This is a genomic window from Pseudomonas sp. YJ42 (assembly GCF_047225135.1).
Classification (GTDB): Bacteria; Pseudomonadota; Gammaproteobacteria; order Pseudomonadales; family Pseudomonadaceae; genus Stutzerimonas; species Stutzerimonas stutzeri_E.
The window spans coordinates 4,275,609-4,299,638 of record NZ_CP178378.1 but is presented as its reverse complement, the minus strand read 5'-3'; the positions used below and the strand labels follow the sequence as shown (position 1 = coordinate 4,299,638).

The window sequence follows — 24,030 nt, the reverse complement described above, 5'->3', positions numbered from 1 at the left end:
TTGTTCTAGCTATGGCGGAATACGCAATTGCGCGATGCGCATAGTTAGTGACATGGGCATGTATGAACTGTTCACTTTATTTTAGGTATGTCTATCAATTTATTGATTATTAACGATATTTATTTTCGATTATCCGTTTCGCTAGTTATAAAACCACACCGACCTGACCGTTCCAAGTGCTCTTCCACACATCAAACGAAACAGCAAATCAGAAACTAACGAAACGATTAATAACGCAAACCATACGGCAATATTAGTCAACCCGAGCGCTAATACCTTGCGTCGAATCGTCTGGCAATGGTTCATCTTCCGGATCGCTGTCGAACTGTCGCCCCATGGCAATACGCAGCCATACCGGTATCAGCAACAGGCCTAGCGCCACACATACCCAGCCGAGCAAAGCACTGCTCTCCGGTGAAGGAAACATCAAGCGACCCACACCGACCAATAAGGAGAATAGCGAAATTGCCGTGATCGCAACGGCTGATAGCCGCGTACCAAGCGCCTTGACCGACACCGCTGCGGCTACGCCGTTGAGCATTGCCGCGTGCTGCCAGAAACCAAACGGGCGCACCCGGCGATAGAAGCGCTTGAGCGTTGCATCGTCAGTCGCAGGCGTGACGAAGGTGACCAGGATGGCTGCGGTCGTGGTGACCAGCGCCATGATGCCGAGGCGCACCCACTCGCGCTCCGGATCAGTACCCAGATAGTAAAGCAGCAAAGGCGCAGTGATCAGCGAAACGCCCATTGCGGTCAGTTCCGAATAGAGATTGATACGCTCCCAGAGCCATCGCAGCACCAATACCGACCCCATACCCGCCCCGAACAATAGCGAAATGAACCAGGCAGTCTGGATCGAGCCCAGATTCGCCATGATAATCATCGCGATGATCAGAATCAGCACGTTGGACAACCGCGCCACGATCACCAATTCGCGGTCCCGTGGCTTGCGTTTCAGCACATGTGGTGCAAACACACCGCCATAAACGTCGTTGCTCCAGTAGGAGGCGCCCCAGTTGAGATGCGTATCGACGGTGGAGGCCAGTGCAGCCAGCAGGCCAACCAACATCAAGCCGCGCACACCCGGCGGCAGCAGGTCTTCGATACCCTGCACGAAAAGCGCTTCACGCCCTGCGGTGAAACCGTCGCCGGCCATTTCTCCCGGCGTGAACGGATAGAGCACCAACAGGCCGATCGCAATAGCCATCCAGAACAGGCTGCGCAGAAAAATCTGCAACCAGGTGAACACCAGGCCGGCAATGCGCGCATCGCGGTCAGTCGGACACGCCATGCTTCGCTGCGCGAGATAGCCGGTGCCGTCGGAATTCATCTGAAAAAACCATTGCAGTCCGACAATCACCAAAAACGGCATTAGTGCCTCGCCTGCATCGGCGGGCGGTGCGAAGGACAACATCTTGCTGGCCTGATCGGCGCCATAAAGCTCGACAATGCGATCCGTCAGCCCACCTAGGCCACCAGCAGCATCAACGACGAACCAGGCATATAGCAACGTGCCTATCATGGCCAAGCTGAACTGCATCACATCCGTCTGGACCACGGCCCGCAATCCACCGGTAATCGAATACATGGCGGTGAACGAGAGAATCAGGAGAATAGATATCAGGTTATTGGCGCTCATCATCGCCGGGCTCAGTCCGGTGATGCTCTCGCCAAGCTGAATCCCGGCACTGGAAACGAAACTCACAATGGGCTCGTAGAGCCCTGCCGGCAGCCAAAGATGCCAAGGCAGAAATACCTCGGCGATGCGGATGGCTGCTACCAATACCATCGCCAGCACCACGCAGTTGATTACCGTACCGTAGTAGATCGCCTTGAGCAGGCGCAGCGGCGTGACGCCCTTGCCGCTATATCGCACGCGGGTCAGCTCGGCATCGGTCAATACGCCGGCACGTCGCCAGCACACCGCAAACACGAATGCCATTAGCAGGAATGCGAGGCCGTAGATCCAAAGGCGCCAAAGGGCAAAGACGCCGGCGGTAGCAACCAGGCCGGTTACCAGCAGAGGCGTATCGGCCGCGAACTGGGTCGCGGCCATGGAAAATCCCGCCTTCCAGCCTTTAATCGTTCGACCCGCAAGGAAATATTCGTCGAGGCTTTGGGACGCCTTACCCCGTGCGCGCAAGCCAGAACCCAGACCATAGAGAATGAAGGCCGCCACTATCGCTAGATCCAACATATTGTTATGTCCTTGTTGGAGGGCTGTTCGCTTAAGAACCTGCGCAACGGCGAAAAATTGCATACTTCGGATGAACGGAACGAACGCCCCCCTCAGCCAGCCGTAGAGCGCTGGCAGACCCCCTACGGCAAGCATCGGTTACCATGCGCAGCGTCGTCAGGGAGCACTCATGTCCGAACTCCAGCTGCGTCAGCTTTCAATTGCCTGCCACCCGCTGCTCAATAAGTTCTACCGAGCCCACGGCACCCACATGCGGGTGCCAGCCCGCGCCCGCTGTTGGGTTGCGGGGCATCCGGATATTGTCGCAGGGCTATGCCTGAGTCCCGTGGATGACGGCCACTGGCTGACTGGGTTACTGGTCGCGCCCAGCCGGCGCGACCAAGGTCTGGCGAAACGCTTAGTGACCCGGGTCTTGGCCGAGTGCGGAGGCCCTGTCTGGCTGTTCTGTGAACCCAAGCTAATGGCGTTTTATCAACATCTGGGCTTCAGCGAAGCCACGACACTGCCCGAGGCATTAGCCTCCCGCCTACATCGTTACAACCGAAACAAGACGCTCATGGCCCTATGGCACGATAACGAGAGAGATCGCATGACCTCCACTGTTCTGAAAATTGCTACGGCCTGTCTGCTCGATGACAGCGGTCGAGTACTGGTCGTACGCAAACGCGGCACTCGCCTATTCATGTTGCCTGGCGGCAAGATCGAACCTAGGGAGATTCCGTTGCAGGCACTCAAACGTGAGCTTCGAGAGGAGTTGGATCTAGCAATAGAAGCGTCGCAGCTGCGGTCGCTGGGCCACTTCCAGGCGCGTGCAGCCAACGAGCCGGATCACTGGGTGCAGGCCGATGTCTTCGTCGGTCGGCTGGTAGACAAGGTACGGGTTCAGGCCGAGATCGAGGCACTGGACTGGCTTGAACTGCAGGCACAGCAACAGGAACATCTCGCCCCACTGCTGCGCGAACAGGTGCTCCCCGCGCTAATTCAGCGACTGGCTGAGGAGAGAAACTGAAAGGGCAATCCCTGGCGGTTCTAGCCTATGGGGAGATGGGATCGCTTGCTGGAAAGGTTTCTTCCAGTGCTTCGTCCAGGTGATCTTCATCAGCCTCGTCTGGGCGGCGTTTGATCTGGTCTTCCTGGTCTTGCCCGGGCTGGGTAGGTTCGTTCGGGTCGTTGCCGTTCATGGTGAATTCCTCTGAGTTGTGTCACCCACGTTAGGCCTCTCAAGAGACCAGTCGTTCGACAAACCGGCACCGCCAAATCGTAGGCAAAAAAAAGGGGCGGGGTTTAAGCCCCGCCCGCCTCCTTCCCTACTTCCCTTTTTTCCTACTCATCGTCCTGATGAAACCGCATCCAGCGGCTGTTCCAGACCGACATCCTTGCCGGCTGTACTTGTCCTTAAGTACGGGTGCGATATTAAGGCTTTGGACGACAACAGCAACTCGGAAAAATGCATGATGGCAATTGGGTCTTTATTTTACTAGTTGTAAAATTCTTTATGAATCATACACATAGCTGTTTAAATTTTCTCAAAGGCGATCGTCTTGGATGCTTTTTCGGGCATTGCTTACACATCTTGTAAGCGAATGCTTACATACCGAGAAGCTTCAACGGAAAGACGGCGGAGCGAGGGTTAACCCTATCGATTGACTCGCCTCCACCTCCGCATTCAAAAGCGCCATGGCAAAGTGTCCATAACGGGTGAGGAGTGAGGAGTGAGGGGTGAGGGGTGAGGGGTGAGAAGAATGCACCCCTTGCCGCTCGGCAAGGGGTAGTACGGGGGCGTTAACGGAACAGGGATTCGCTCGAAAGGCCGTTACGCTCGAGAATTTCACGCAAGCGTTTGAGTGCCTCGACCTGGATCTGCCGTACCCGCTCACGGGTCAAGCCGATTTCCTGGCCAACTTCCTCTAAAGTGCAGCTCTCATGACCACGCAAACCGAAGCGGCGGATTACCACTTCACGCTGCTTCTCGGTCAGATCGGACAACCACTGGTCGATGCTCTCTGACAGGTCATCGTCGAGCAGCAGATCGCAAGGATCACTCGGCCGGTCGTCGGTCAGTGTGTCAAGCAACGTCTTGTCCGTGTCTGGCCCTAGCGATACATCCACCGAAGTCACACGTTCATTGAGCCCCAGCATCCGTTTAACCTCTGCAACCGGCTTTTCGAGCAGATTGGCGATCTCCTCCGGGCTGGGTTCGTGATCGAGCTTCTGGGTCAGCTCACGGGCGGCGCGCAGATAGACGTTCAGTTCCTTGACCACATGTATCGGCAGGCGAATGGTGCGGGTCTGGTTCATGATCGCCCGCTCGATGGTCTGTCGAATCCACCAAGTGGCGTAGGTGGAGAAACGGAAACCACGCTCGGGATCGAATTTCTCGACAGCCCGAATCAGCCCAAGGTTGCCCTCCTCGACCAGATCCAGCAATGACAACCCCCGGTTCACGTAGCGCCGAGCAATCTTCACCACCAATCGCAGATTGCTTTCGATCATGCGCTTGCGCCCCGCCGGATCGCCCTTTTGCGCGAGGCGTGCGTAATGCACTTCCTGTTCGGGAGTCAGGAGAGGAGAAAATCCGATTTCGTTGAGGTACAGCTGAGTGGCGTCGAGCGCCCGGGTGTAATCGATGAACTTGTGTTGCTTGACAGTTGCGGTCTTGGATCGGGTGCCAGCTGAACCGACGCGAGGCAGGTCACCGATCGGTTCGACCTCCGCGGAAGGTTCCATGAGTAGAACGGCATCGTCTACGTCAAACTCCGGCACTTCTTTTTTGAGAGCCATTATTGTTTTCCTGTTCTGAGTTCGACAACAGGCTCGGGCGACACGCACTCCCTGGTAACGCTCAAGCCCCTCCTAGTGCCGGAACAGGAAAATAATACAAATCAGCGCTTGGGTAGGTATTGCAGAGGATCTACGGGTTTGCCTTGGCGGCGAATCTCGAAATGCAGCTTCACCCGGTCGGTTCCAGTCGATCCCATCTCGGCAATTCTTTGCCCAGCCTTGACTTGTTGACCCTCCTGAACCAGCAGCCTGCGGTTATGACCGTAGGCACTTACATAGGTATCGCTGTGCTTGATGATCACAAGTTCGCCGTAACCCCGTAAACCACTACCGGCGTACACAACAGCCCCATCAGAAGCAGCTAAAACAGGCTGTCCTAATTCCCCGGCGATATCAATGCCTTTATTCAAACTGCCGTTTGAGGAAAACCGGCCTATTACAGTACCGCCCGCAGGCCAGGCCCAGCCACTTGCGGAGCGGGTTACAGGAGTGACCGGTGTGGTCGCCACGGGCGTTTTGGGCGCCGGCACGCTGGGCCGGGTCAAAGGCGGTGGCGTCGGGACCGGTGTCGCGACCACCACAGGCTTAGAACTTGGCGCAGGAGGAGCCGGACGGGTGGCTACGGTCCGTGGTGCCTGCCCACTGAAACGAATCGTCTGTCCCGGATAAATGACATGAGGCGGACTGATGCCGTTGACCCGTGCCAGATCGCGCCAATCCCAGCCAAAGCGAAAGGCGATCGACCACAGTGTATCGCCGCGCTGGACGACATACTGGCCACTGGTCACACGATCGCGACTATTACGATCCACGACATGCACGCCACCCGAAGGTGAGCTGGCACACCCGGCAAGCAAGGTAGCCGCCACGATGGCGGCAAGTGCGCAACGGATGGACGAAGTGCTTATCCACCGCATGGTGGCTGTGAGCTTCACTGCTCGCTCCCTTTGATCGACAAGACTGTTCAGACCGTTTCCGCCAGTGGCTGACGCCGTCCGGCGAACCACTCGAGTCCGAGCACGAGGGCAACGCCAGCCACCGCCAACAGTACGGCCAGCAACAGCTGCGGATCCTGTCCGGTCAGCTCGCCATAAGTACCGGGCAGCAAGTTCTGCTCGACTAGTGGCACCCGCTGACCATGGGAATCCAGGCGCCAGGTCAAGGTTTCCTTCCACGGCCATACCTTGTTCAGCGAGCCGAGCATCAACCCGGTCAGGAACGCCAGGGTGAGATCCCGCCAACGCAACAACACCCAGCTCAGCAAGCGGGCGAAACTCAGCAGGCCGACAAGACATCCCGCCGCGAAGGTCAGCATGACTCCCAGGTCCAAAGCCTTGACGGCCCCTAGAATGACTGGGTATAGCCCAAGTAGTACCAGGATGAAGCTACCGGAAATACCTGGCAGGATCATCGCGCAAATGGCGATGGCGCCGGCAAAGAACAGACTGATGCTGCTCGCGCTCCATTGCATGGGTGCCGCGACGGTAATCCAGTAGGCAAAGCCGATCCCTGCGCACAGGCTGACCAGACGTGACACGCTGCGTCTTTGGATTTCTTTGCTGACCAGATGCACCGAAACCAGAATCAGACCGAAGAAAAACGACCAGACCGGAATCGGATGATGCTCCAGCAGATAGGTGATCAGCTTGGCCAAGCTGAGCACGCTGGTTAGGATGCCGGCGAACAGCACCAGCAGAAAACTCGCGTTGGCGATACGCCACGCTTCGCTGATGCGACCACGCAGCAATGGGCCGAGCGCATTGGGCACAGCACCGATGGAACGCAGCAATTCGTCGTAGATACCTGTGATGAAGGCTACTGTTCCGCCCGACACGCCCGGAACCACATCCGCCGCGCCCATGGCCATGCCCTTGGCGTACAACATCAACGCGTTTTTCATGCTTCCTTCCGCTGAGATCAAACTACAGGTCCATTGAGCAGCGGCACGAAGCGCACGGTGTCCAGCAGGTGGCGGGAAAAACCGTCTTCCTCTCGAATGATCAGCATCAATTGCTGGACTTCGCCAACCCCGACCGGTATCACCAGCCGCCCGCCGGGAGCCAGTTGATCGAGCAGGGCCTGTGGCACATCGGCTGCCGCCGCGGTAACGATGATGCCGTTGTAGGGCGCCAATGCAGGCCAGCCTTCCCAACCATCACCCCAGCGAAAGACCACGTTGCGCAACTTGAGTTCGACCAGACGCTCTTTTGCCCGATCTTGCAGCGCCTGGATGCGCTCGACTGAGAAAACCCGCTCGACCAGTTGCGCCAACACGGCTGTCTGGTAACCGGAACCGGTGCCGATCTCCAGTACCTTGTCCAGTGGTCCGTTGGCCAGCAACAGTTCACTCATGCGGGCGACCATGAATGGCTGCGAAATCGTCTGGTTGTGGCCGATGGGCAGCGCGGTATCTTCATAGGCGCGATGGGACAGGGCTTCATCGACGAAAAGATGGCGCGGTGTGCGTCGGATGACTTCGAGAACGCGCGCGTCCGATAGGCCTTCCTCGTAAAGCCGTTGAATCAGGCGGTCACGGGTGCGTTGCGAGGTCATGCCCGTGCCGTGGCGCAGCAGGTTGTCTGGTCCGCGGTGGTTCACAGTACACCCTCCAGCCAGTTATCGAGTCCCTTGAACGCCTCGTGGAAGGTCCGGTCGAGCTGTAGCGGGGTGATCGAAACGTAGCCCTGCATCACCGCATGGAAATCGGTACCCGGTCCGCCGTCTTCGACGTCACCGGCGACCGAAATCCAATAGCCGTCCTTACCTCGCGGGTTCGCCTGCTTGACCGGAGGCTTGGCGCGGCGACGATGGCCGAGCCGGGTCAGCTGGATGCCACGGATGTGATCGAGCGGCAGGTTAGGCACGTTGACGCTGAGCACGGTACGCGGCGGCAGATCGAGCGTCTGTTGGTGCTCGACTAGCTTGCGCGCGACATAGGCGGCGGTCGGCAGGTTGTCGGGCAGCCGGGACACCAACGAAAACGCGAACGCGGGTTGGCCGGTGAAGCGCCCCTCGATGGCCGCTGCCACGGTGCCGGAATACAGCACGTCGTCGCCCAGATTGGCACCCATGTTGATGCCGGAAACCACCATATCGGGCGCTTCGTCCAGCAGTCCGTTGATACCCAGATGAACACAATCGGTGGGTGTACCGTTCACGCCGATGAAACCGTTCGGCATGGTTATCGGATGAAGCGGGCGATCCAGCGTCAATGCGCTGCTGGCGCCGCTCATGTCCTGGATTGGGGCAACCACCTTGCACTCGGCGTAATCCGCCAGCGCGTCATAAAGCGCGGCGAGCCCAGGTGCATACACCCCGTCGTCGTTGGCGATCAGAATACGCATCAAATGTCCGTCTGCCCTGCCAGGCTGACCAGTTCACGCACCACAGCAGTGGCGAAGCACCCGGTCGGCAGGACGAATTCAAGTTGCAGAATGTCAGGCTCGGGATAATGCCACGACAAGCCGCCGATGGGGAGGCGAAGAGTGCGCCGCTCATGCTTCATTCCGGCTTCTGCGAGCCACTTGGCGATTGACGGTTCCGCTACTGCGGTCCGTGCCTCAAGCGCTTGTACTTCGCCTGTAGCTGGCGACTCTCCAGCGCCCCAGAGCGGCCCTGTGGGGTGCAGATCGAGCAGTGCCAGCCGAGGATCAGCGCACTCGGCTTCGCCTGCAGGGAAAAAGCTGCGGCTATCGGTAAACGCAAGCAGATCCCCCACCAACGCTTGATTCCAGCTGCCCGCGGCCACCCGCTCGGCCAGCACCCGATTGAACAGGTAGCTGCGCCCAGCCGACAGCAGGCGCGAGCGCAGATTGCGTTGAGCCGGCAGTTCCTGGCGGTTGGCGTATTCACGTGCGCCCTGGACGTTGCCGCCCTCGAAACCAAATCGCTGCAGGCCAAAATAATTAGGGACGCCGTGAGTCTTGATTCGCTCGAGGCGAGCGTCCAGCACTGCCCGGTCTGCGCGTAACTCGGTCAGCCGCAGGGTGAAACCATTGGCAGAATGCGCGCCGCGTTGCAGCTTGCGTTGATGACGGCCCGCCTGGAGGATTTTAAGCGTTTCGTCTTCGGCCTTGCCAAGCTGCGGATCGGCCTTGCCCGGAAGATGCAGGCTGAACCACTGACGGGTCAGCGCCTGACGATCCTTCAGGCCGGCATAGCTGATGCTCCGCGCCGGCACGCCAGCCGCCCGGGCAATCCGGCGCGCTGCTTCCTCGGTATTCAAATTGCGCTTTTCCACCCAGAGCCAGAGGTGCTCGCCTGTGCCTGACAAGGGAATGTCCAGGACCTCGTCCACCTGAAAGTCTTCGGCGACGGCCTTGAGCACGGCAGTGCCACAGGGCTCACCGTGAGCCCTCGGGCCAAGCAGCTGATCTTCGTTCATGCATTGACCAGCAGTGCGACCGCGTGCACGGCGATGCCTTCTTCACGCCCGGTGAAGCCAAGCTTCTCGGTCGTGGTGGCCTTGACGTTGACCTGGTCCAGTCCGACTTGCAGGTCCTCGGCGATCAGGCTGCGCATCATCTCGATATGAGGCGCCATCTTCGGTGCCTGCGCGACGATGGTGGCGTCCACGTTGCCAACCTTCCAGCCCTTGGCCTGCACCTGCTTGAGCACATGCCGGAGCAGCACCCGGCTGTCGGCACCCTTGAATGCGGGGTCGGTATCAGGAAAGTGCTTACCGATGTCTCCTAGCGCTGCGGCGCCCAGCAGCGCATCGCTCAAAGCGTGGAGCAACACATCACCATCCGAATGGGCGAGCAAGCCGAATCCATGAGGAATCTGCACGCCACCCAGCGTGACGAAATCCCCCTCGCCAAAACGGTGCACGTCATAGCCATGGCCGATACGCATAGTCTGATTACCCTGAAAAGACAGCCCGCGATTCTACAGGACGCGACCGCCGGGTGAAGCCGGATACGCAGCGATGCTCTCGGCCGTGGATCGATGAGCGTGATGAACACCATCAACCGGTTCGATCCCATATCGGAAAATCACGATATATAGTTCGCCCCATCGCAATACACCGAACCTGACGAATCAGGCGGACCGATGCCCGACGAACTCGACGATGTCATCAAGGCACTTGCTCACCCACTGCGGCGGGAAATCCTGAAGTGGCTGAAGGAACCTCAACGCTATTTTTCCGAGCAGCATCACTCCCTGGAAAACGGCGTCTGTGCCGGACAGATCGACCAGCGCGCAGGGCTATCGCAATCAACCGTATCCGCTCATCTGGCGACGCTGCAGCGCGCCGGGCTGATCACCAACCGCAAGATCGGCCCGTGGCATTTCTTCAGGCGCAATGAGCCAGCCATCCAGGACTTTCTGACCCGCATCGGTCAGGAACTCTAAGCGTTATAACCGCCCCCTACCCCAGGAGCAGCCTCGCTATGCCTACACTTTTCGACCCCATCAAGATTGGCGGTCTGGAGTTGAACAACCGCATCATCATGGCTCCGCTGACCCGCTGCCGCGCCGAACCCGGCCGCGTGCCCGGTGATCTGATCGCCGAGTACTATGGGCAGCGCGCCGAAGCCGGTCTGATCATTAGCGAAGCCACATCGGTCGCGCCGATGGGTGTCGGCTATCCTGACACGCCCGGCATCTGGTCCTCCGAGCAGATCCAGGGCTGGAAAAAGGTCACCGATGTGGTACACGCCAAGGGCGGCAAAATGGTGCTGCAGCTCTGGCACGTGGGCCGGATCTCCGATCCGATCTACCTCGAAGGCGAATTACCGGTTGCGCCCAGTGCGATCAAACCCGCCGGGCATGTCAGTCTGGTTCGCCCGATGAAGAACTACGAAATACCGCGTGCGCTGGAAACGGCTGAAATCGCCGGCATCGTCGAGGCATACCGCAAGGGTGCCGAAAATGCACGCGAAGCCGGTTTCGATGGGGTCGAGATCCACGGCGCCAACGGTTACCTGCTTGATCAGTTTCTGCAGGACAGCACCAACCAGCGCACCGATCAGTACGGCGGCTCCTTGGAAAATCGGGCGCGCCTGATGCTCGAAGTGACCGACGCCGCGATCAGTGTCTGGGGAGCCGGTCGTGTGGGCGTGCACCTGTCACCCCGGGCAGACCTTCATGACATGGGCGATACCAACCTGGCCGAGGCCTTTGGCTACGTCGCCCACGAACTGGGTAAGCGCGGCATTGCGTTCATCTGCAGCCGCGAAAAAGTTGGCGAAGATAGCCTAGGACCGCAACTCAAGCAGATCTTCGGCGGCGTTTACATCGCCAACGAACGTTTCACCAAGGACCAGGCAAACACCTGGCTGGCAGAAGGCAAGGCAGATGCCGTGGCCTTCGGCGTGCCCTATATCGCCAATCCTGACCTGGTCCAGCGCCTGCGCCAGAACGCGCCACTCAACGAGCCACGCCCCGAGCTGTTCTACGCCAAAGGTGCCGAAGGCTATACCGATTATCCGTCGCTCTAGCTCCTTGCGATGGAAGGCCCGACCGGCTACCCGGTCGGGCCTTTTTTCTTCCGCTTACAGTACGTGATGCTTCTGGGCATAGCGATCACTCCCGCCATGCGCCCGTCAATCAGACGGCCCGGGGCAAAGGCGTGGACGGTGCTTCGCCCGACACTCTACGCCTTTAGCGCCCGCGCATGATGGCGTAGGTGGTCGTCGATAAAGCTGGCGATGAAGTAATAGCTGTGGTCGTAGCCAGGCTGGATGCGCAGCGTCAATGAATGCTCCGCAGCCTTGGCGGCAGCTTCGAGCGCCTCGGGCTTGAGCTGATTGGCCATGAAGTCATCGCGGTCGCCCTGGTCCACCAGGATCGGCAGTTTTTCCTCGGCCTTGGCGATCAGCGCGCAGGCATCCCATTCACGCCAACGGGAACGATCCGCGCCCAGATACCCGGAAAAGGCCTTTTCGCCCCAAGGGCAATCGGCGGGATTGCTGATGGGCGCGAAGGCGGACAACGAATGGTAGCGCCCCGGATTCCTCAATGCGCAAACCAGGGCACCGTGCCCACCCATCGAATGCCCACTGATGCCGCGCCTGTCTGAAACCGGGAAATTGGCCTCGATCAATGCAGGCAGCTCATTGACGACGTAATCGTGCATACGGTAGTGCTGAGCCCAGGGCTCCTCGGTGGCGTTGAGGTAGAACCCCGCACCGAGGCCGAAATCGTAGGCGGCGGCAGGATCATCCGGTACATCCGGGCCGCGTGGACTGGTATCCGGCGCGACGATGATCAGCCCGAGCTCCGCGGCCAAGCGATGCGCGCCGGCCTTTTGCATAAAGTTCTCGTCGGAGCAAGTCAGGCCGGACAGCCAGTACAACACCGGCAGCTTCTCGCCCTGCTCGGCCTGGGGCGGCAGATATACCGCGAAGATCATGTCGCAGTTCAAACTGGTCGAACGGTGCCGATAGCGCTTGTGCCAGCCACCGAAGCTCTTCTGGCAGGAAATGTTCTCAAGGCTCATAGGCCCTCCTGGCAGCACGCCACATCGGCCGGTATGGGCCGGGTCGATGCGGCGCGACATACTGATCAAAAATGAATGACGGTCCGAATGCTCTTGCCTTCATGCATCAGATCGAACGCTTTATTGATCTCGTCCAGCCCCATATTGTGGGTGATAAAGGTATCCAGCGGGATCTCGCCCTTCTGCGCCTTTTCCACGTAGCTCGGCAGCTCGGTGCGCCCCTTGACCCCACCGAAGGCACTGCCACGCCAGACCCGCCCGGTGACCAGCTGGAAGGGACGGGTGCTGATCTCCGCACCGGCCGGCGCCACGCCAATGATGGTCGACTCCCCCCAGCCCTTGTGGCAGCACTCCAGTGCGGCGCGCATCAGCTGCACGTTACCGATGCACTCGAAGCTGTAATCGACGCCGCCGTCGGTCATCTCCACGATGACGTCCTGGATCGGCTTGTCGTGGTCCTTCGGGTTGACGAAGTCGGTGGCGCCCAATTCCTCGGCGATGGCGAACTTGGACGGGTTGATGTCGATGCCAATGATGCGCGAAGCCTTGGCCATCTTGGCTCCGATGATTGCCGCCAGGCCGATGCCGCCGAGACCGAAGATGGCCACGGTGGCGCCCTCCTCCACCTTGGCGGTGTTGAGCACCGCACCAATACCGGTGGTCACGCCACAGCCCAGCAGACAGACCTTGTCCAGTGGCGCCTCCTTCGGGATCACCGCCACGGACACTTCCGGCAGCACGGTGTACTCGGAAAAAGTCGAACAACCCATGTAGTGGTAGACCGGCTGGCCCTGGTAGGAGAAGCGGCTGGTGCCGTCCGGCATCAGGCCTTTGCCCTGGGTCGCGCGAACCGAGCTGCACAGGTTGGTCTTGTTGGATTTACAGAATTTGCATTGACCGCACTCGGCCGTATACAGCGGGATCACGTGATCGCCTACAGCCACCGAGGTCACGCCCTCGCCCACGGCCTCAACGATACCGCCACCCTCGTGCCCGAGGATGCAGGGGAACACGCCCTCCGAGTCCTGACCGGACAGCGTATAGGCATCGGTATGGCAAACACCTGAGGCGACGATACGCACCAGCACCTCACCGGCCTTGGGCGGCTCGACGTCCACTTCCACGATCTGCAAGGGTTGATTAGGGGCGAAGGCGACTGCCGCGCGGGATTTGATGGTCATGGACTCTACTCGCGAGTGGTTAACAGGTGCCAGGCAGTGTAGTTTGCTTGGCCGCCAGGGTTAATGGCTCGATTATGGAAACATTATTGCCATATGGGGATAATCAGGCACACCCTACCGCTGCAGGAGTTACCGATGAATCGCTGGGAAGGTCTTGATGAATTCGTCGCCGTAGCCGAATGCGCAAGCTTCATGCGTGCGGCCGAGCAGTTACGGGTTTCGTCCTCGCATATCAGCCGTCAGGTGGCGCGCCTCGAAGAACGCCTGCAGGCTCGGCTGCTCTACCGCACCACGCGGCGAGTATCGCTGACGGAGGCCGGCCACACGTTTCTGGCGCGCTGCCAGCGGTTGATCGAGGAGCGCGACGAAGCCTTTCATGCCATCAGCGATCTGCACGCCGCACCGACAGGCCTGCTGCGCATGACCGCCGCGGTGGCTTATGGCGAGCGCTTCATCGTACCGCTGGTCAACGAGTTCATGGCGCAGCATCCACAGCTGCGAGTCGAGATCGAACTCTCGAACCGCACCCTTGACCTGGTCCAGGAGGGCTACGATCTGGCGATACGCCTCGGTCGGCTCAGCGAGTCGCGTCTGGTGGCAACGCGACTGGCACCTCGCGCCATGTATCTCTGTGCAGCGCCAGCCTATCTTGAGCACTACGGGCGGCCACACACCTTGTCGGAGTTGGCGCGCCATAACTGCCTGGTCGGCACGGGTGACACTTGGATGCTTCAAGTGGACGGCCGCGAGCACCCCTTCAAACCCACCGGCAACTGGCGCTGCAACAGCGGTCAGGCAGTGCTCGACGCCGCGCTGCGTGGCTTCGGCCTCTGCCAACTGCCGGACTATTACGTACAAGAACCGCTACGCCGTGGCGAACTGGTTTCGCTTTTGGAGGCCAACCAGCCACCGAACACGGCGGTCTGGGCCGTGTATCCGCAGCGACGGTACCCTCTGCCGAAAGTGCGATTGCTGATCCATGCGCTCAAGGAAGGACTTTCCATGCGCCCCGAGTACCGTAACGAACGCGATTGAGTTGCGACTGCGCCGCGCGTCCGACTGCCAAGCTCAGGCGGAACCCGGCTATTCTGGCCACGTCGATATTCTGTAGCCGGTGCCCTTTGCGCTTTGCGCTTTGCCTGGAGCTATCCGGCGATTCAATCAGGAGGACATCATGCAGATTCTGGTGAACAGCAATCACAGCGTCAACGTAACCAGCAACCTGGAGGAGCACGTAAAGGCAACGGTGGAGAGCGAGCTGGAGCGTTTCGATGATCAGCTGACCCGAGTCGAAGTTCATCTCAACGACGAGAACAGCGGAAAGAAGGGCCCTCAGGACAAGCGCTGCCAGATGGAGGCCAGGGTCAAAGGCCACGAGCCGATCTCGACGACCCACAAGGCCGACTCCATGACACTTGCCATCGATGGTGCCGCAGAGAAGCTCAGCCATGCACTGGCGCATGCGCTGGATAAGTTCAACCATCATTGATAACGACCTGCCGAACCAGGCCGTTCACATCACGAGGGACCGAACCATCTGATTTATTAGAGAGGCCGTGCATGAACAGATTGCTCGATCGTGAAACCATGTCTCAACTGCTGGCAAAGCGCGAAGCCCCTTGTCTGTCGTTATACCAGCCCACCCATCGCAGCTTTCCCGAGCGCCAGCAAGACCCTATCCGTTTCAAGCACCTGGTCCGTCAGCTCGAGGACTCGCTCAAGCAGCAAGGCCGCGCAGACCAGGCCAAGACTTTGCTCAAGCCATTCCATGACCTGATCGATGACATCGATTTCTGGAATTCCAACCGTGACGGACTGGCGGTGTTCGGTGCGGCAGACTACTTCGAGGTATTCCGCCTGCAACGCAGCGTGCCGGAGCTCGCCGTCGCCAATGACCGTATGCACCTCAAACCGTTGCTGCGCATTGCCCAGTCCGCCGACCGTTATCAGATCCTCGCGATCACACTGGACTCGGTTCGCCTGTTCGAGGGCAACCGTGACGACATCGACGAAGTGCCGCTCGCCGATGGCGTTCCGAAAACCCTGGAGGAAGCACTTGGTCGTGAGCTGACCGAAAAAGGCCAAACCGGATTTCCTCAAGGCTACGGTCGCGCCAGCGAGCGCGGCGATCCGATGCAGATGGAAAGCGGAGGTGCTGGCCGGCAGGATGAGATCGATCGGGACCGCGAGCGCTTCTTCCGGGAGGTGGACCGCGCCATTCTCGAACACCATAGCCGCAGATCCCGGCTGCCATTGATACTCGCCGCGCTGCCAGAGCACCAGTTTCATTTTCGCAAGCTCAGCCACAACGAGTTCCTGCTACCGGAGGGCATCGAGAACGATGCTTCGCTGCTCAGCTACGATGAGTTGCGGGAGAAGAGCTGGATGGTCATGCAGCCGCGTTACCTCAAGCGCCTGGAAGGCTTCATCGACCAGTACGGAGAATCACGCGGGCAGGGCCTGGCCAGCGATGAGCTCGAACAGATCGGCCAGGCTACCCTTGAAGGACGCGTAGCAACATTACTCGTCGAAGCCGAGCGGCAGATTCCGGGTGTGGCGGATAAGCAGCAGGGCAAGGCGCTAGCGGTCGATGATGACTCGGCCACCACGCCCGACCTGCTCGATGAGTTGTCTATCTGGACGATTGAGCAAGGCGGTGAAGTAATCTCGGTGCCAACCGAACGCATGCCGACCCAGAGCGGCGCGGCTGCGATCTATCGTTACTAGTCGGGAGACGACGGGCCCTCGCCAATCGACCGAACTGAACAGCGCTGACGATCAGGATTGCCAGCGCTGTTCCAACCAGTGCAGATCTTCCGGGCGAGTGATCTTGAGATTATCCGAACGCCCCTCGATCAGTTTCGGGCTGTGCCCCGCCCACTCCAGCGCCGAAGCCTCGTCGGTGACCGGCGCGCCAGCTTCGAGCGCGCCGGCGAGCGCATCACGTAGCACGCCGAGGCGAAACATCTGTGGGGTGAAGGCCTGCCAGATCACGCTGCGATCGATGGTTTCCTGCACGCGCCCGTCGTCCCCGGCCCGTTTCAGCGTATCGCGCGCAGGTACAGCGAGCAAACCGCCGACCGGATCATCCATCAATTCACCGAGCAGTCTATCGATATCATCTCGCGCCAGGTTAGGACGCGCCGCATCATGGACCAGCACCCACTCTTCGTCTCGTGCGCCCAATTCCGCTAAACGACGCAGCCCCGAAAGTACCGACTCGGCACGTTCGGCTCCACCATCGGAACGCTGAATGCGCGAATCACTGGCGCTCTCCAGCCGGGGCCAGTAGGGATCTGCGGGCGCCAGGCTGACCACCAATCCCAGCAATCGGGGATGATCGAGAAAGCAGTCAAGGGTATGTTCGATGATCGTCTTGCCGGCCAGCGGCAAGTACTGTTTGGGCCGATCGGCACGCATACGGCTGCCAACACCGGCAGCCGGAATGACAACCCAGAACGACGGAAGCATGGCCACGCTCACTCGGTGAGCTGGTAGAGAGTTTCGCCCTCTTTGACCATGCCGAGTTCGTGGCGAGCACGCTCCTCGACCGTTTCCATGCCCTGCTTGAGTTCCATCACTTCAGCTTCAAGAATGCGGTTGCGTTCGAGCAGGCGTTGATTTTCGCCCTGCTGTTCGGCGATCTGCTTGTTCAGCCCACTGACCTGAGCGAGGCTGCCCTCACCCACCCAAAGGCGGTATTGCAGCCCGCCCAGCAACAGGATCAGTACGACGAACAACCAGTGGGGACTGCGCATGGAGGGCATGGAACGGATTCGATTGATTTCCAGTAACGGTGTATGGGCAGCGGTCGGGGACATGCTTGGGCCTTCCTTTGCTGAACGAGCAGTCTGCAAGCGCCGCTTGTACGAACGACCATAGCAGCGCTGATCCTTATCCACAAAAAAGGGCGACTAACGCCGCCCTTTCTAGCATGCCTGGGCTCAGCCGCGAAACTCGGCACGACCCTTGTAGGCTGCTTTTCCGCCGAGCTGCTCTTCGATACGCAGCAGTTGGTTGTATTTCGAAACGCGATCGGAACGGCACAGCGAGCCGGTCTTGATCTGACCTGCGGCAGTACCAACAGCCAGGTCGGCGATGGTGCTGTCCTCGGTCTCGCCGGAGCGATGCGAGATTACGGCTGTGTAACCGGCGGCCTTGGCCATCTGGATGGCTTCAAGGGTTTCAGTGAGCGAGCCGATCTGGTTGAACTTGATCAGGATCGAGTTACCAATGCCCTTCTCGATGCCTTCCTTGAGGATCTTGGTGTTAGTCACGAACAGATCGTCGCCAACCAGCTGGACCTTCTTGCCAATCTTGTCGGTCAGAACCTTCCAGCCGTCCCAGTCGGACTCGTCCATGCCATCTTCGATGGAGATGATCGGATAGCGCTCGGACAGGCCAGCCAGGTAATCGGCGAAGCCAGCCGCGTCGAAGACCTTGCCTTCACCGGCCAGGTCGTACTTGCCGTTCTCGAAGAACTCGCTGGAAGCGCAGTCGAGGGCCAGCGTGACGTCGTCGCCGAGCTTGTAACCGGCGTTGGCCACAGCTTCGGCAATGGCTGCCAGCGCGTCCTCGTTGGACGCCAGGTTCGGCGCAAAACCACCTTCATCACCGACCGAGGTGCTCAGGCCACGCGCCTTGAGCACGGCTTTCAGGTGATGGAAGATTTCCGCGCCCATGCGCAGCGCATCGGCAAAGGTCTTGGCCCCAACCGGCTGCACCATGAACTCTTGGATATCGACGTTGTTGTCGGCATGTTCGCCGCCGTTAATGATGTTCATCATCGGCACCGGCATGGAGTACTGACCAGGCGTGCCGTTGAGGTTGGCGATGTGTGCGTACAGCGGCAGGTCTTGGTCCTGAGCAGCGGCTTTGGCAGCAGCCAGCGAAACCGCGAGGATTGCGTTGGCGCCCAGCGATGCCTTGTTCTCAGTGCCGTCCAGCTCGATCATAGCGCGGTCGAGTGCTTTCTGATCCAGCGGATTCTTGCCCAGAAGCAGATCACGGATTGGGCCGTTGATGTTGCTGACGGCCTTCAGCACACCCTTGCCCATATAACGGCTCTTGTCGCCATCACGCAGTTCCAGCGCCTCGCGGGAACCGGTAGAAGCACCGGACGGCGCACAGGCGCTGCCGATGATGCCGTTATCCAGGATAACGTCCGCTTCCACGGTGGGGTTGCCACGGGAGTCGAGAACTTCACGCCCTTTGATGTCGACGATCTTTGCCATTTTTATTAACACTCCGTAGATAGCTTCAAGGCTTCAAGCAGTTTCGATTGGCGAAAAATTCTTGATCAGATCATCCAGCTGCTTGAGCTGGGTGAGAAAGGGTTCGAGCTTGTCCAGACGCAAGGCGCAAGGGCCGTCACACTTGGCATTGTCCGGATCGGGGTGCGCTTCGAGGAACAGGCCGGCAAGCCCCTGGCTGAGTCCGGCCTTGGCCAGATCGGTAACCTGAGCACGGCGGCCACCGGCCGAATCGGCACGGCCACCCGGCATTTGCAGTGCGTGGGTCACGTCGAAGATCACCGGATACTGCATGCGCTTCATGATGTCGAAGCCGAGCATGTCGACGACCAGATTGTTGTAGCCGAACGACGAACCGCGTTCGCAGAGAATCAGCTGATCGTTACCGGCCTCCTCGCATTTGGCGAGGATGTGCTTCATTTCCTGAGGCGCGAGGAACTGAGCCTTCTTGATATTGATCACCGCACCGGTCTTGGCCATGGCAACCACCAGATCAGTCTGGCGCGACAGGAAAGCCGGCAGCTGAATGATGTCGCAGACCTCAGCCACCGGCTGCGCCTGATAGGGCTCGTGAACGTCGGTGATCACCGGCACGCCGAAAGTTTTCTTGACCTCTTCGAAGATGCGCATGCCCTCTTCCAGGCCCGGACCGCGAAATGAGTTGATCGACGAGCGATTGGCCTTGTCGAAACTGGCCTTGAAGATGTATGGAATGCCGAGTTTCTCGGTGACCTTCACGTAGGTTTCGCAGATCTGCAGCGCGAGATCACGGGACTCCAGCACGTTCATGCCGCCAAAGAGTACGAACGGCTTGTCGTTGGCGATCTCGATATTGCCGACGCGGATGGTCTTCTGGCTCATGCCTTGCCCGCCTTATGATCCAGCGCTGCCTTGACGAAACCGCTGAACAACGGATGGCCATCACGCGGCGTGGAGGTGAATTCAGGATGGAACTGGCACGCCACGAACCACGGATGATCCGGCGCCTCGACCACTTCAACCAGCGCACCGTCGCCGGAACGGCCAGTGATCTTCAGACCGGCCGCCTGCAACTGCGGCAACAGGTTGTTGTTCACTTCATAACGGTGGCGGTGGCGCTCGACGATGCGCTCCTTGCCATAGCAAGCAAAGACGTTGGAGCCCGCCTCGAGGCCGCACTCCTGCGCACCCAGGCGCATGGTGCCGCCCAGATCGGACGCATCGGTGCGGGTTTCCACAGTGCCGGTGGCATCCGCCCACTCGGTGATCAGACCGACGACGGGATGGCTGCTGTCTTTGTCGAACTCGGTCGAATTGGCGTCGGTCCAGCCGAGCACGTCACGGGCGAACTCGATTACCGCCACCTGCATTCCAAGGCAGATCCCTAGGTAGGGGATCTTGTTCTCGCGGGCATATTTCACCGTGGCAATCTTGCCTTCCACGCCGCGCAAGCCGAAACCGCCTGGAACCAGAATCGCGTCCATACCTTCCAGCAGGCCGGTGCCCTGGTTTTCGATGTCTTCGGAGTCGATATAGCGGAGGTTCACTTTGGTACGGCTCTGGATGCCAGCGTGGCTCATTGCCTCGATCAGAGATTTGTAGGCATCCAGAAGTTCCATGTATTTGCCGACCATGGCGATGGTGACTTCTTTCTCCGGGTTCAGCTTGGCATCGACCACACGATCCCATTCGGAGAGATCCGCGCCGCCGCACTCCAACCCGAAGCGTTCAACAACGAAGTCATCCAGCCCCTGGGCATGCAGAACGCCTGGGATTTTGTAGATGGTGTCAACGTCTTCAAGGCTGATCACCGCGCGCTCTTCAACGTTTGTGAACAACGCGATCTTGCGACGCGAAGACACATCGATCGGATGATCGGAGCGGCACACCAGCACGTCCGGCTGCAGACCGATGGAACGCAGCTCCTTGACCGAGTGCTGAGTCGGTTTGGTCTTGGTCTCGCCAGCAGTGGCGATGTAAGGCACCAGCGTCAGGTGCATCAGCATGGCGCGCTTGGCGCCGACTTCGACGCGCAGCTGGCGGATCGCCTCGAGGAAGGGTTGCGACTCGATGTCGCCCACGGTACCGCCAACTTCCACCAGAGCGACATCGGCATCACCGGCGCCCTTGATGATGCGGCGCTTGATCTCATCGGTGATGTGCGGGATGACCTGGATGGTCGCACCCAGGTAATCACCGCGGCGCTCGCGACGCAGCACGTCTTCGTAGACGCGGCCGGTGGTGAAGTTGTTGTTCTGGGTCATGGTCGTGCGGATGAACCGCTCGTAATGTCCCAGGTCCAGATCGGTCTCGGCGCCATCATGGGTGACGAACACTTCACCGTGCTGGAACGGGCTCATGGTGCCCGGATCGACGTTGATGTAAGGGTCCAGCTTGAGCATCGTGACCTTCAGGCCCCGCGCCTCCAGGATGGCCGCCAATGAAGCCGAGGCAATGCCTTTCCCCAATGAAGAAACAACACCACCCGTGACGAAGATGTAGCGCGTCATGAAAAACCCTAGAAGTCTGCGTTAAGCGGTCAGCGCCGCCGGGGAAAAGCGAAGGTGCCATTACGCCTGAAGGCGGCAATAGCGCAACTGCCACGGTTTTCGAAGAAAGCCGCAGAAGCTGTATTGGGACGGGAGCGTAGTCTACTCGAAAGACCCCATCAGCTCAAACCTGGCGTCGGCCGGCGGCGTCCAGGACAACGATAGCGCTTGGACATCGAACTGCGGCAGATTCGCCACGGCGACTAGCTCGTCGCCGCAATAGAGCAATGGCAGGCGCGCGCGCGCAAAGCTTGGCAGTCCTGCCTCGTTCAACAAGCGTTTGAGATCACGGTGACCGCGCCCGGGCAAGTTCAACGACTCGCCGCCGCGGCGGTAACGCACCTGCAGCGAACCCTCGGTACCATGCTTTTTCAAGCGCACGCTGCCATTGCCCGGCAACTGCAGGAGGCAATCAGGCCGCAGCCAGTCGACCGACGCTGACGGTGTAACCAGCCAAGGCCCGGAAAGCCACCAAATACGCCCGTCACCCCGATGCAGCTCGCCGTCAGCCAGCGGCCAGATCGGCGCGGCATCCGAAGCGGCGTCACGCAGCGCATCCCAGCCAGCCCAATGATCAGTGTCGGGGAGAGTCGTCCAATTTACCAACCAATGCCGCAGGGCATTACGCTGACGTGCGGGACTTAACGTCCTGAGTGAAGAGAGGCACAGGCTCGGCACCCCTAGCCATGGATAGCGTCCCCCCACCTGGGCTTGTCGCAAATCGATTTCGGCCAGGTCGTTCAACAGATGCTGCGCTTCACCCAGATGCTTAGCAGCCCGCACCATGCTGGTTGCAGCGCTCGGCCAGCGCTGCTGTAGCACCGGCATGACCCGATGACGGAGAAAGTTGCGCGAATGGTCGAAGCACTGATTGCTTGGATCTTCGACCCAAACCAGCCCGTGCTCACGTGCATAGACCTCAAGCTCGTTGCGTCCAACATCCAGCAACGGCCGCACCAGCCAACCTTCACCCAGCGCTCGAACCGCAGGCATACCGGCCAAGCCGCGTACACCGGCACCGCGCAGCAGGCGAAAGAGCATGGTTTCAGCTTGGTCGTCCCGATGTTGCGCGGTGAGCAACACCTCAGCAGGTTTCAGATGCCCACTAAAGACTTCATAGCGTGCCTCCCTGGCGGCACGCTCGAGACTCGGTCCAGACGCAACTTGCACATGCGCGACGCGTAGCGTCACCCCCAGCCGCTCACAGACCGACTGACAATGCGTCGGCCATTCCTCGGCCGCGGGCTGCAGGCCGTGGTGAACATGAATCGCGCTTATCGGTGGCAGCTGCTCGCGAGTCGACAAACGCGCCAACAGATGCAGCAGCACGGTCGAATCGAGCCCCCCGGAAAACGCCACGCGCCAATGCGGCGCGGTACGCCAGGGTTGCAAGGCATCAAGCAGGCGTGACTCGAGGGACATGGGGTAGCAGCTCTGCAAACATGAATACCGATACGGAAACACAGCATAAACCGGAAAGGCCTGGCATTAGCCGCTCGCTTACCGCACGCCTTAGGAGGGCTTGCGCCAGAGGTCTTTCGGCAGGCACAAAAAACGGCGGATAGTCCGCCGTTTCTGTATGTCCCGATAACCGCAACTATCAGGCGATGCCGTAGCTCATCAGACGCTCGTAGCGCCGCGTGAGCAAGGCTTCAGTGTCGAGCCCCTTGAGCATATCGAGCTGAGCAGTCAGTTCTTCACGCAGGGATGCAGCGGTCGACGCAGGATTGCGATGGGCGCCACCCAGGGGCTCGGAAATCACCTTGTCGACGATACCCAGATCCTTCAGGCGTTCTGCGGTGACACCCATGGCTTCGGCCGCTTCCGGCGCCTTGTCCGCGGTACGCCAGAGAATCGAGGCACAGCCTTCGGGGGAGATCACCGCGTACGTGGAATATTGCAGCATGTTCAGCTGGTCGCAGACGCCGATGGCCAGCGCCCCGCCCGAACCGCCCTCACCGATCACGGTTGCGATGATCGGCGTCTTCAGGCGCGCCATGACCCGAAGATTCCAGGCAATCGCCTCGCTCTGGTTGCGCTCTTCGGCATCGATACCCGGATAGGCGCCCGGCGTGTCGATGAAGGTCAGAATCGGCATCTTGAAGCGCTCGGCCATTTCCATCAGCCGGCATGCCTTGCGGTAGCCCTCCGGGCGCGGCATGCCGAAGTTGCGACGAACCTTTTCGCGGACCTCACGACCTTTCTGATGGCCGATAACCATGACCGGTTCACCGTTCAGGCGAGCCGTTCCGCCGACAATCGCGGCGTCATCGGAGAAATGGCGATCGCCATGCAGCTCTTCGAATTCGGTAAAGAGGTGGCTGATGTAATCGAGCGTATAGGGACGCTGCGGGTGGCGAGCCAGACGGGCGATCTGCCAGCTGGTGAGATTGCCGAAAATGCTCTCGGTGAGCGACTCGCTCTTATCCTGCAGGCGGGCAATCTCATCGCCGATGTTTAGCGAGTTGTCGTTACCAACCAGGCGCAATTCTTCGATCTTGGCTTGCAGGTCGGCGATCGGCTGTTCGAAATCGAGAAAATTCGGGTTCATAGGCATCCGTCATGCGTCGACGGCCAGGCGGCCGGGAGGCTGTTCCGTTTTTTGCGCCCTACCTTACGGGACGGACGCATTCAGGTCGAACAAAAA

Annotated in this window: 23 protein-coding genes and 1 pseudogene; 6 read left to right on the top strand and 18 right to left on the bottom strand. The window is 59.7% G+C overall.

Features of this window, described 5'->3' with window-relative positions:
• Positions 1-253: 253 nt before the first annotated feature.
• Complete coding sequence (locus ACL0K2_RS19860) at positions 254-2,197, bottom strand: sodium:solute symporter family protein (RefSeq protein WP_413043276.1); 1,944 nt, start codon at positions 2,195-2,197, stop codon at positions 254-256.
• Between the two features lie 169 nt (positions 2,198-2,366).
• On the opposite strand from ACL0K2_RS19860, the gene ACL0K2_RS19855 reads away from it, so the two are divergent.
• On the top strand, positions 2,367-3,206 hold the full coding sequence (locus ACL0K2_RS19855; RefSeq protein WP_413043275.1) for a GNAT family N-acetyltransferase: 840 nt from the start codon (positions 2,367-2,369) through the stop codon (positions 3,204-3,206).
• Positions 3,207-3,231: 25 nt separating this feature from the next.
• On the opposite strand, the gene ACL0K2_RS19850 is transcribed toward ACL0K2_RS19855, so the two are convergent.
• The 8 genes from ACL0K2_RS19850 to ispF all read right to left on the bottom strand — a co-directional run bounded on the left by ACL0K2_RS19850 (position 3,232) and on the right by ispF (position 9,832).
• Positions 3,232-3,378: a hypothetical protein gene (locus ACL0K2_RS19850; RefSeq protein ID WP_155397653.1), complete on the bottom strand. Its 147-nt coding sequence runs from the start codon at positions 3,376-3,378 to the stop codon at positions 3,232-3,234.
• A gap of 601 nt (positions 3,379-3,979) precedes the next feature.
• On the bottom strand, positions 3,980-4,978 hold the full coding sequence (gene rpoS, locus ACL0K2_RS19845; RefSeq protein ID WP_045161315.1) for an RNA polymerase sigma factor RpoS: 999 nt from the start codon (positions 4,976-4,978) through the stop codon (positions 3,980-3,982).
• A gap of 101 nt (positions 4,979-5,079) precedes the next feature.
• On the bottom strand, positions 5,080-5,895 hold the full coding sequence (locus ACL0K2_RS19840) for a peptidoglycan DD-metalloendopeptidase family protein (protein WP_275589487.1): 816 nt from the start codon (positions 5,893-5,895) through the stop codon (positions 5,080-5,082).
• 47 nt (positions 5,896-5,942) lie between these two features.
• The gene (locus tag ACL0K2_RS19835) at positions 5,943-6,878 is read right to left on the bottom strand and encodes a DUF368 domain-containing protein (RefSeq protein WP_045161313.1); all 936 of its coding nucleotides are present in this window, start codon (positions 6,876-6,878) and stop codon (positions 5,943-5,945) included.
• A gap of 17 nt (positions 6,879-6,895) precedes the next feature.
• Positions 6,896-7,531 (bottom strand): protein-L-isoaspartate(D-aspartate) O-methyltransferase, encoded by a 636-nt coding sequence (locus ACL0K2_RS19830; protein WP_045161325.1) that lies wholly within the window; start codon positions 7,529-7,531, stop codon positions 6,896-6,898.
• A 41-nt stretch (positions 7,532-7,572) separates the two neighbouring features.
• Positions 7,573-8,322, bottom strand: a complete 750-nt coding sequence (gene surE / locus ACL0K2_RS19825) for a 5'/3'-nucleotidase SurE (RefSeq protein ID WP_045161312.1) — start codon at positions 8,320-8,322, stop codon at positions 7,573-7,575.
• The gene (gene truD, locus ACL0K2_RS19820) at positions 8,322-9,362 is read right to left on the bottom strand and encodes a tRNA pseudouridine(13) synthase TruD (RefSeq protein ID WP_413043274.1); all 1,041 of its coding nucleotides are present in this window, start codon (positions 9,360-9,362) and stop codon (positions 8,322-8,324) included. Before truD ends, surE begins: the two co-directional genes overlap by 1 nt.
• Entirely contained in the window at positions 9,359-9,832 is a 474-nt protein-coding gene (gene ispF, locus ACL0K2_RS19815; protein ID WP_045161310.1) for a 2-C-methyl-D-erythritol 2,4-cyclodiphosphate synthase, read from the bottom strand. Before ispF ends, truD begins: the two co-directional genes overlap by 4 nt.
• A 198-nt stretch (positions 9,833-10,030) precedes the next feature.
• On the opposite strand from ispF, the gene ACL0K2_RS19810 reads away from it, so the two are divergent.
• Positions 10,031-10,333, top strand: a complete 303-nt coding sequence (locus ACL0K2_RS19810; protein ID WP_413043273.1) for an ArsR/SmtB family transcription factor — start codon at positions 10,031-10,033, stop codon at positions 10,331-10,333.
• A 38-nt stretch (positions 10,334-10,371) separates the two neighbouring features.
• Complete coding sequence (locus ACL0K2_RS19805; protein WP_413043272.1) at positions 10,372-11,421, top strand: alkene reductase; 1,050 nt, start codon at positions 10,372-10,374, stop codon at positions 11,419-11,421.
• Between the two features lie 155 nt (positions 11,422-11,576).
• Here the strand turns inward: ACL0K2_RS19805 and fghA are convergent, their stop codons facing one another.
• Together fghA and ACL0K2_RS19795 are read right to left on the bottom strand one after the other, a co-directional pair.
• Positions 11,577-12,422 (bottom strand): S-formylglutathione hydrolase, encoded by an 846-nt coding sequence (gene fghA / locus ACL0K2_RS19800; protein ID WP_413043271.1) that lies wholly within the window; start codon positions 12,420-12,422, stop codon positions 11,577-11,579.
• Positions 12,423-12,487: 65 nt separating this feature from the next.
• A complete protein-coding gene (locus ACL0K2_RS19795; RefSeq protein ID WP_045161306.1) occupies positions 12,488-13,603 on the bottom strand; it encodes an S-(hydroxymethyl)glutathione dehydrogenase/class III alcohol dehydrogenase in 1,116 nt (371 codons plus the stop codon).
• Positions 13,604-13,738: 135 nt separating this feature from the next.
• Here ACL0K2_RS19795 and ACL0K2_RS19790 point away from each other — a divergent pair, with 135 nt between their 5' ends.
• The 3 genes and pseudogenes from ACL0K2_RS19790 (at position 13,739) to ACL0K2_RS19780 (ending at position 16,330) form a co-directional block, all read left to right on the top strand.
• Positions 13,739-14,638, top strand: a complete 900-nt coding sequence (locus ACL0K2_RS19790; protein ID WP_413043270.1) for a LysR family transcriptional regulator — start codon at positions 13,739-13,741, stop codon at positions 14,636-14,638.
• A 139-nt stretch (positions 14,639-14,777) separates the two neighbouring features.
• Positions 14,778-15,077, top strand: a pseudogene (hpf, locus tag ACL0K2_RS19785) (ribosome hibernation-promoting factor, HPF/YfiA family); the annotation flags it as partial.
• Positions 15,078-15,163: 86 nt separating this feature from the next.
• Positions 15,164-16,330, top strand: a complete 1,167-nt coding sequence (locus ACL0K2_RS19780; RefSeq protein WP_239610694.1) for a hypothetical protein — start codon at positions 15,164-15,166, stop codon at positions 16,328-16,330.
• A 51-nt stretch (positions 16,331-16,381) separates the two neighbouring features.
• Here ACL0K2_RS19780 and ispD read toward each other — a convergent pair whose 3' ends face one another.
• From ispD to ACL0K2_RS19745, 7 genes are all read right to left on the bottom strand, one after another.
• Positions 16,382-17,074, bottom strand: a complete 693-nt coding sequence (gene ispD / locus ACL0K2_RS19775) for a 2-C-methyl-D-erythritol 4-phosphate cytidylyltransferase (protein ID WP_045161324.1) — start codon at positions 17,072-17,074, stop codon at positions 16,382-16,384.
• An 8-nt stretch (positions 17,075-17,082) separates the two neighbouring features.
• A complete protein-coding gene (ftsB, locus tag ACL0K2_RS19770; protein WP_045161323.1) occupies positions 17,083-17,361 on the bottom strand; it encodes a cell division protein FtsB in 279 nt (92 codons plus the stop codon).
• Positions 17,362-17,547: 186 nt separating this feature from the next.
• Complete coding sequence (gene eno / locus ACL0K2_RS19765) at positions 17,548-18,837, bottom strand: phosphopyruvate hydratase (RefSeq protein WP_045161302.1); 1,290 nt, start codon at positions 18,835-18,837, stop codon at positions 17,548-17,550.
• Positions 18,838-18,870: 33 nt separating this feature from the next.
• Complete coding sequence (gene kdsA, locus ACL0K2_RS19760) at positions 18,871-19,716, bottom strand: 3-deoxy-8-phosphooctulonate synthase (RefSeq protein ID WP_045161301.1); 846 nt, start codon at positions 19,714-19,716, stop codon at positions 18,871-18,873.
• Positions 19,713-21,344: a CTP synthase gene (locus tag ACL0K2_RS19755; RefSeq protein ID WP_045161300.1), complete on the bottom strand. Its 1,632-nt coding sequence runs from the start codon at positions 21,342-21,344 to the stop codon at positions 19,713-19,715. Before ACL0K2_RS19755 ends, kdsA begins: the two co-directional genes overlap by 4 nt.
• A gap of 141 nt (positions 21,345-21,485) precedes the next feature.
• Positions 21,486-22,805, bottom strand: a complete 1,320-nt coding sequence (gene tilS / locus ACL0K2_RS19750) for a tRNA lysidine(34) synthetase TilS (protein WP_413043269.1) — start codon at positions 22,803-22,805, stop codon at positions 21,486-21,488.
• A 178-nt stretch (positions 22,806-22,983) separates the two neighbouring features.
• Complete coding sequence (locus ACL0K2_RS19745) at positions 22,984-23,934, bottom strand: acetyl-CoA carboxylase carboxyltransferase subunit alpha (RefSeq protein ID WP_021206575.1); 951 nt, start codon at positions 23,932-23,934, stop codon at positions 22,984-22,986.
• Positions 23,935-24,030: the final 96 nt, after the last annotated feature.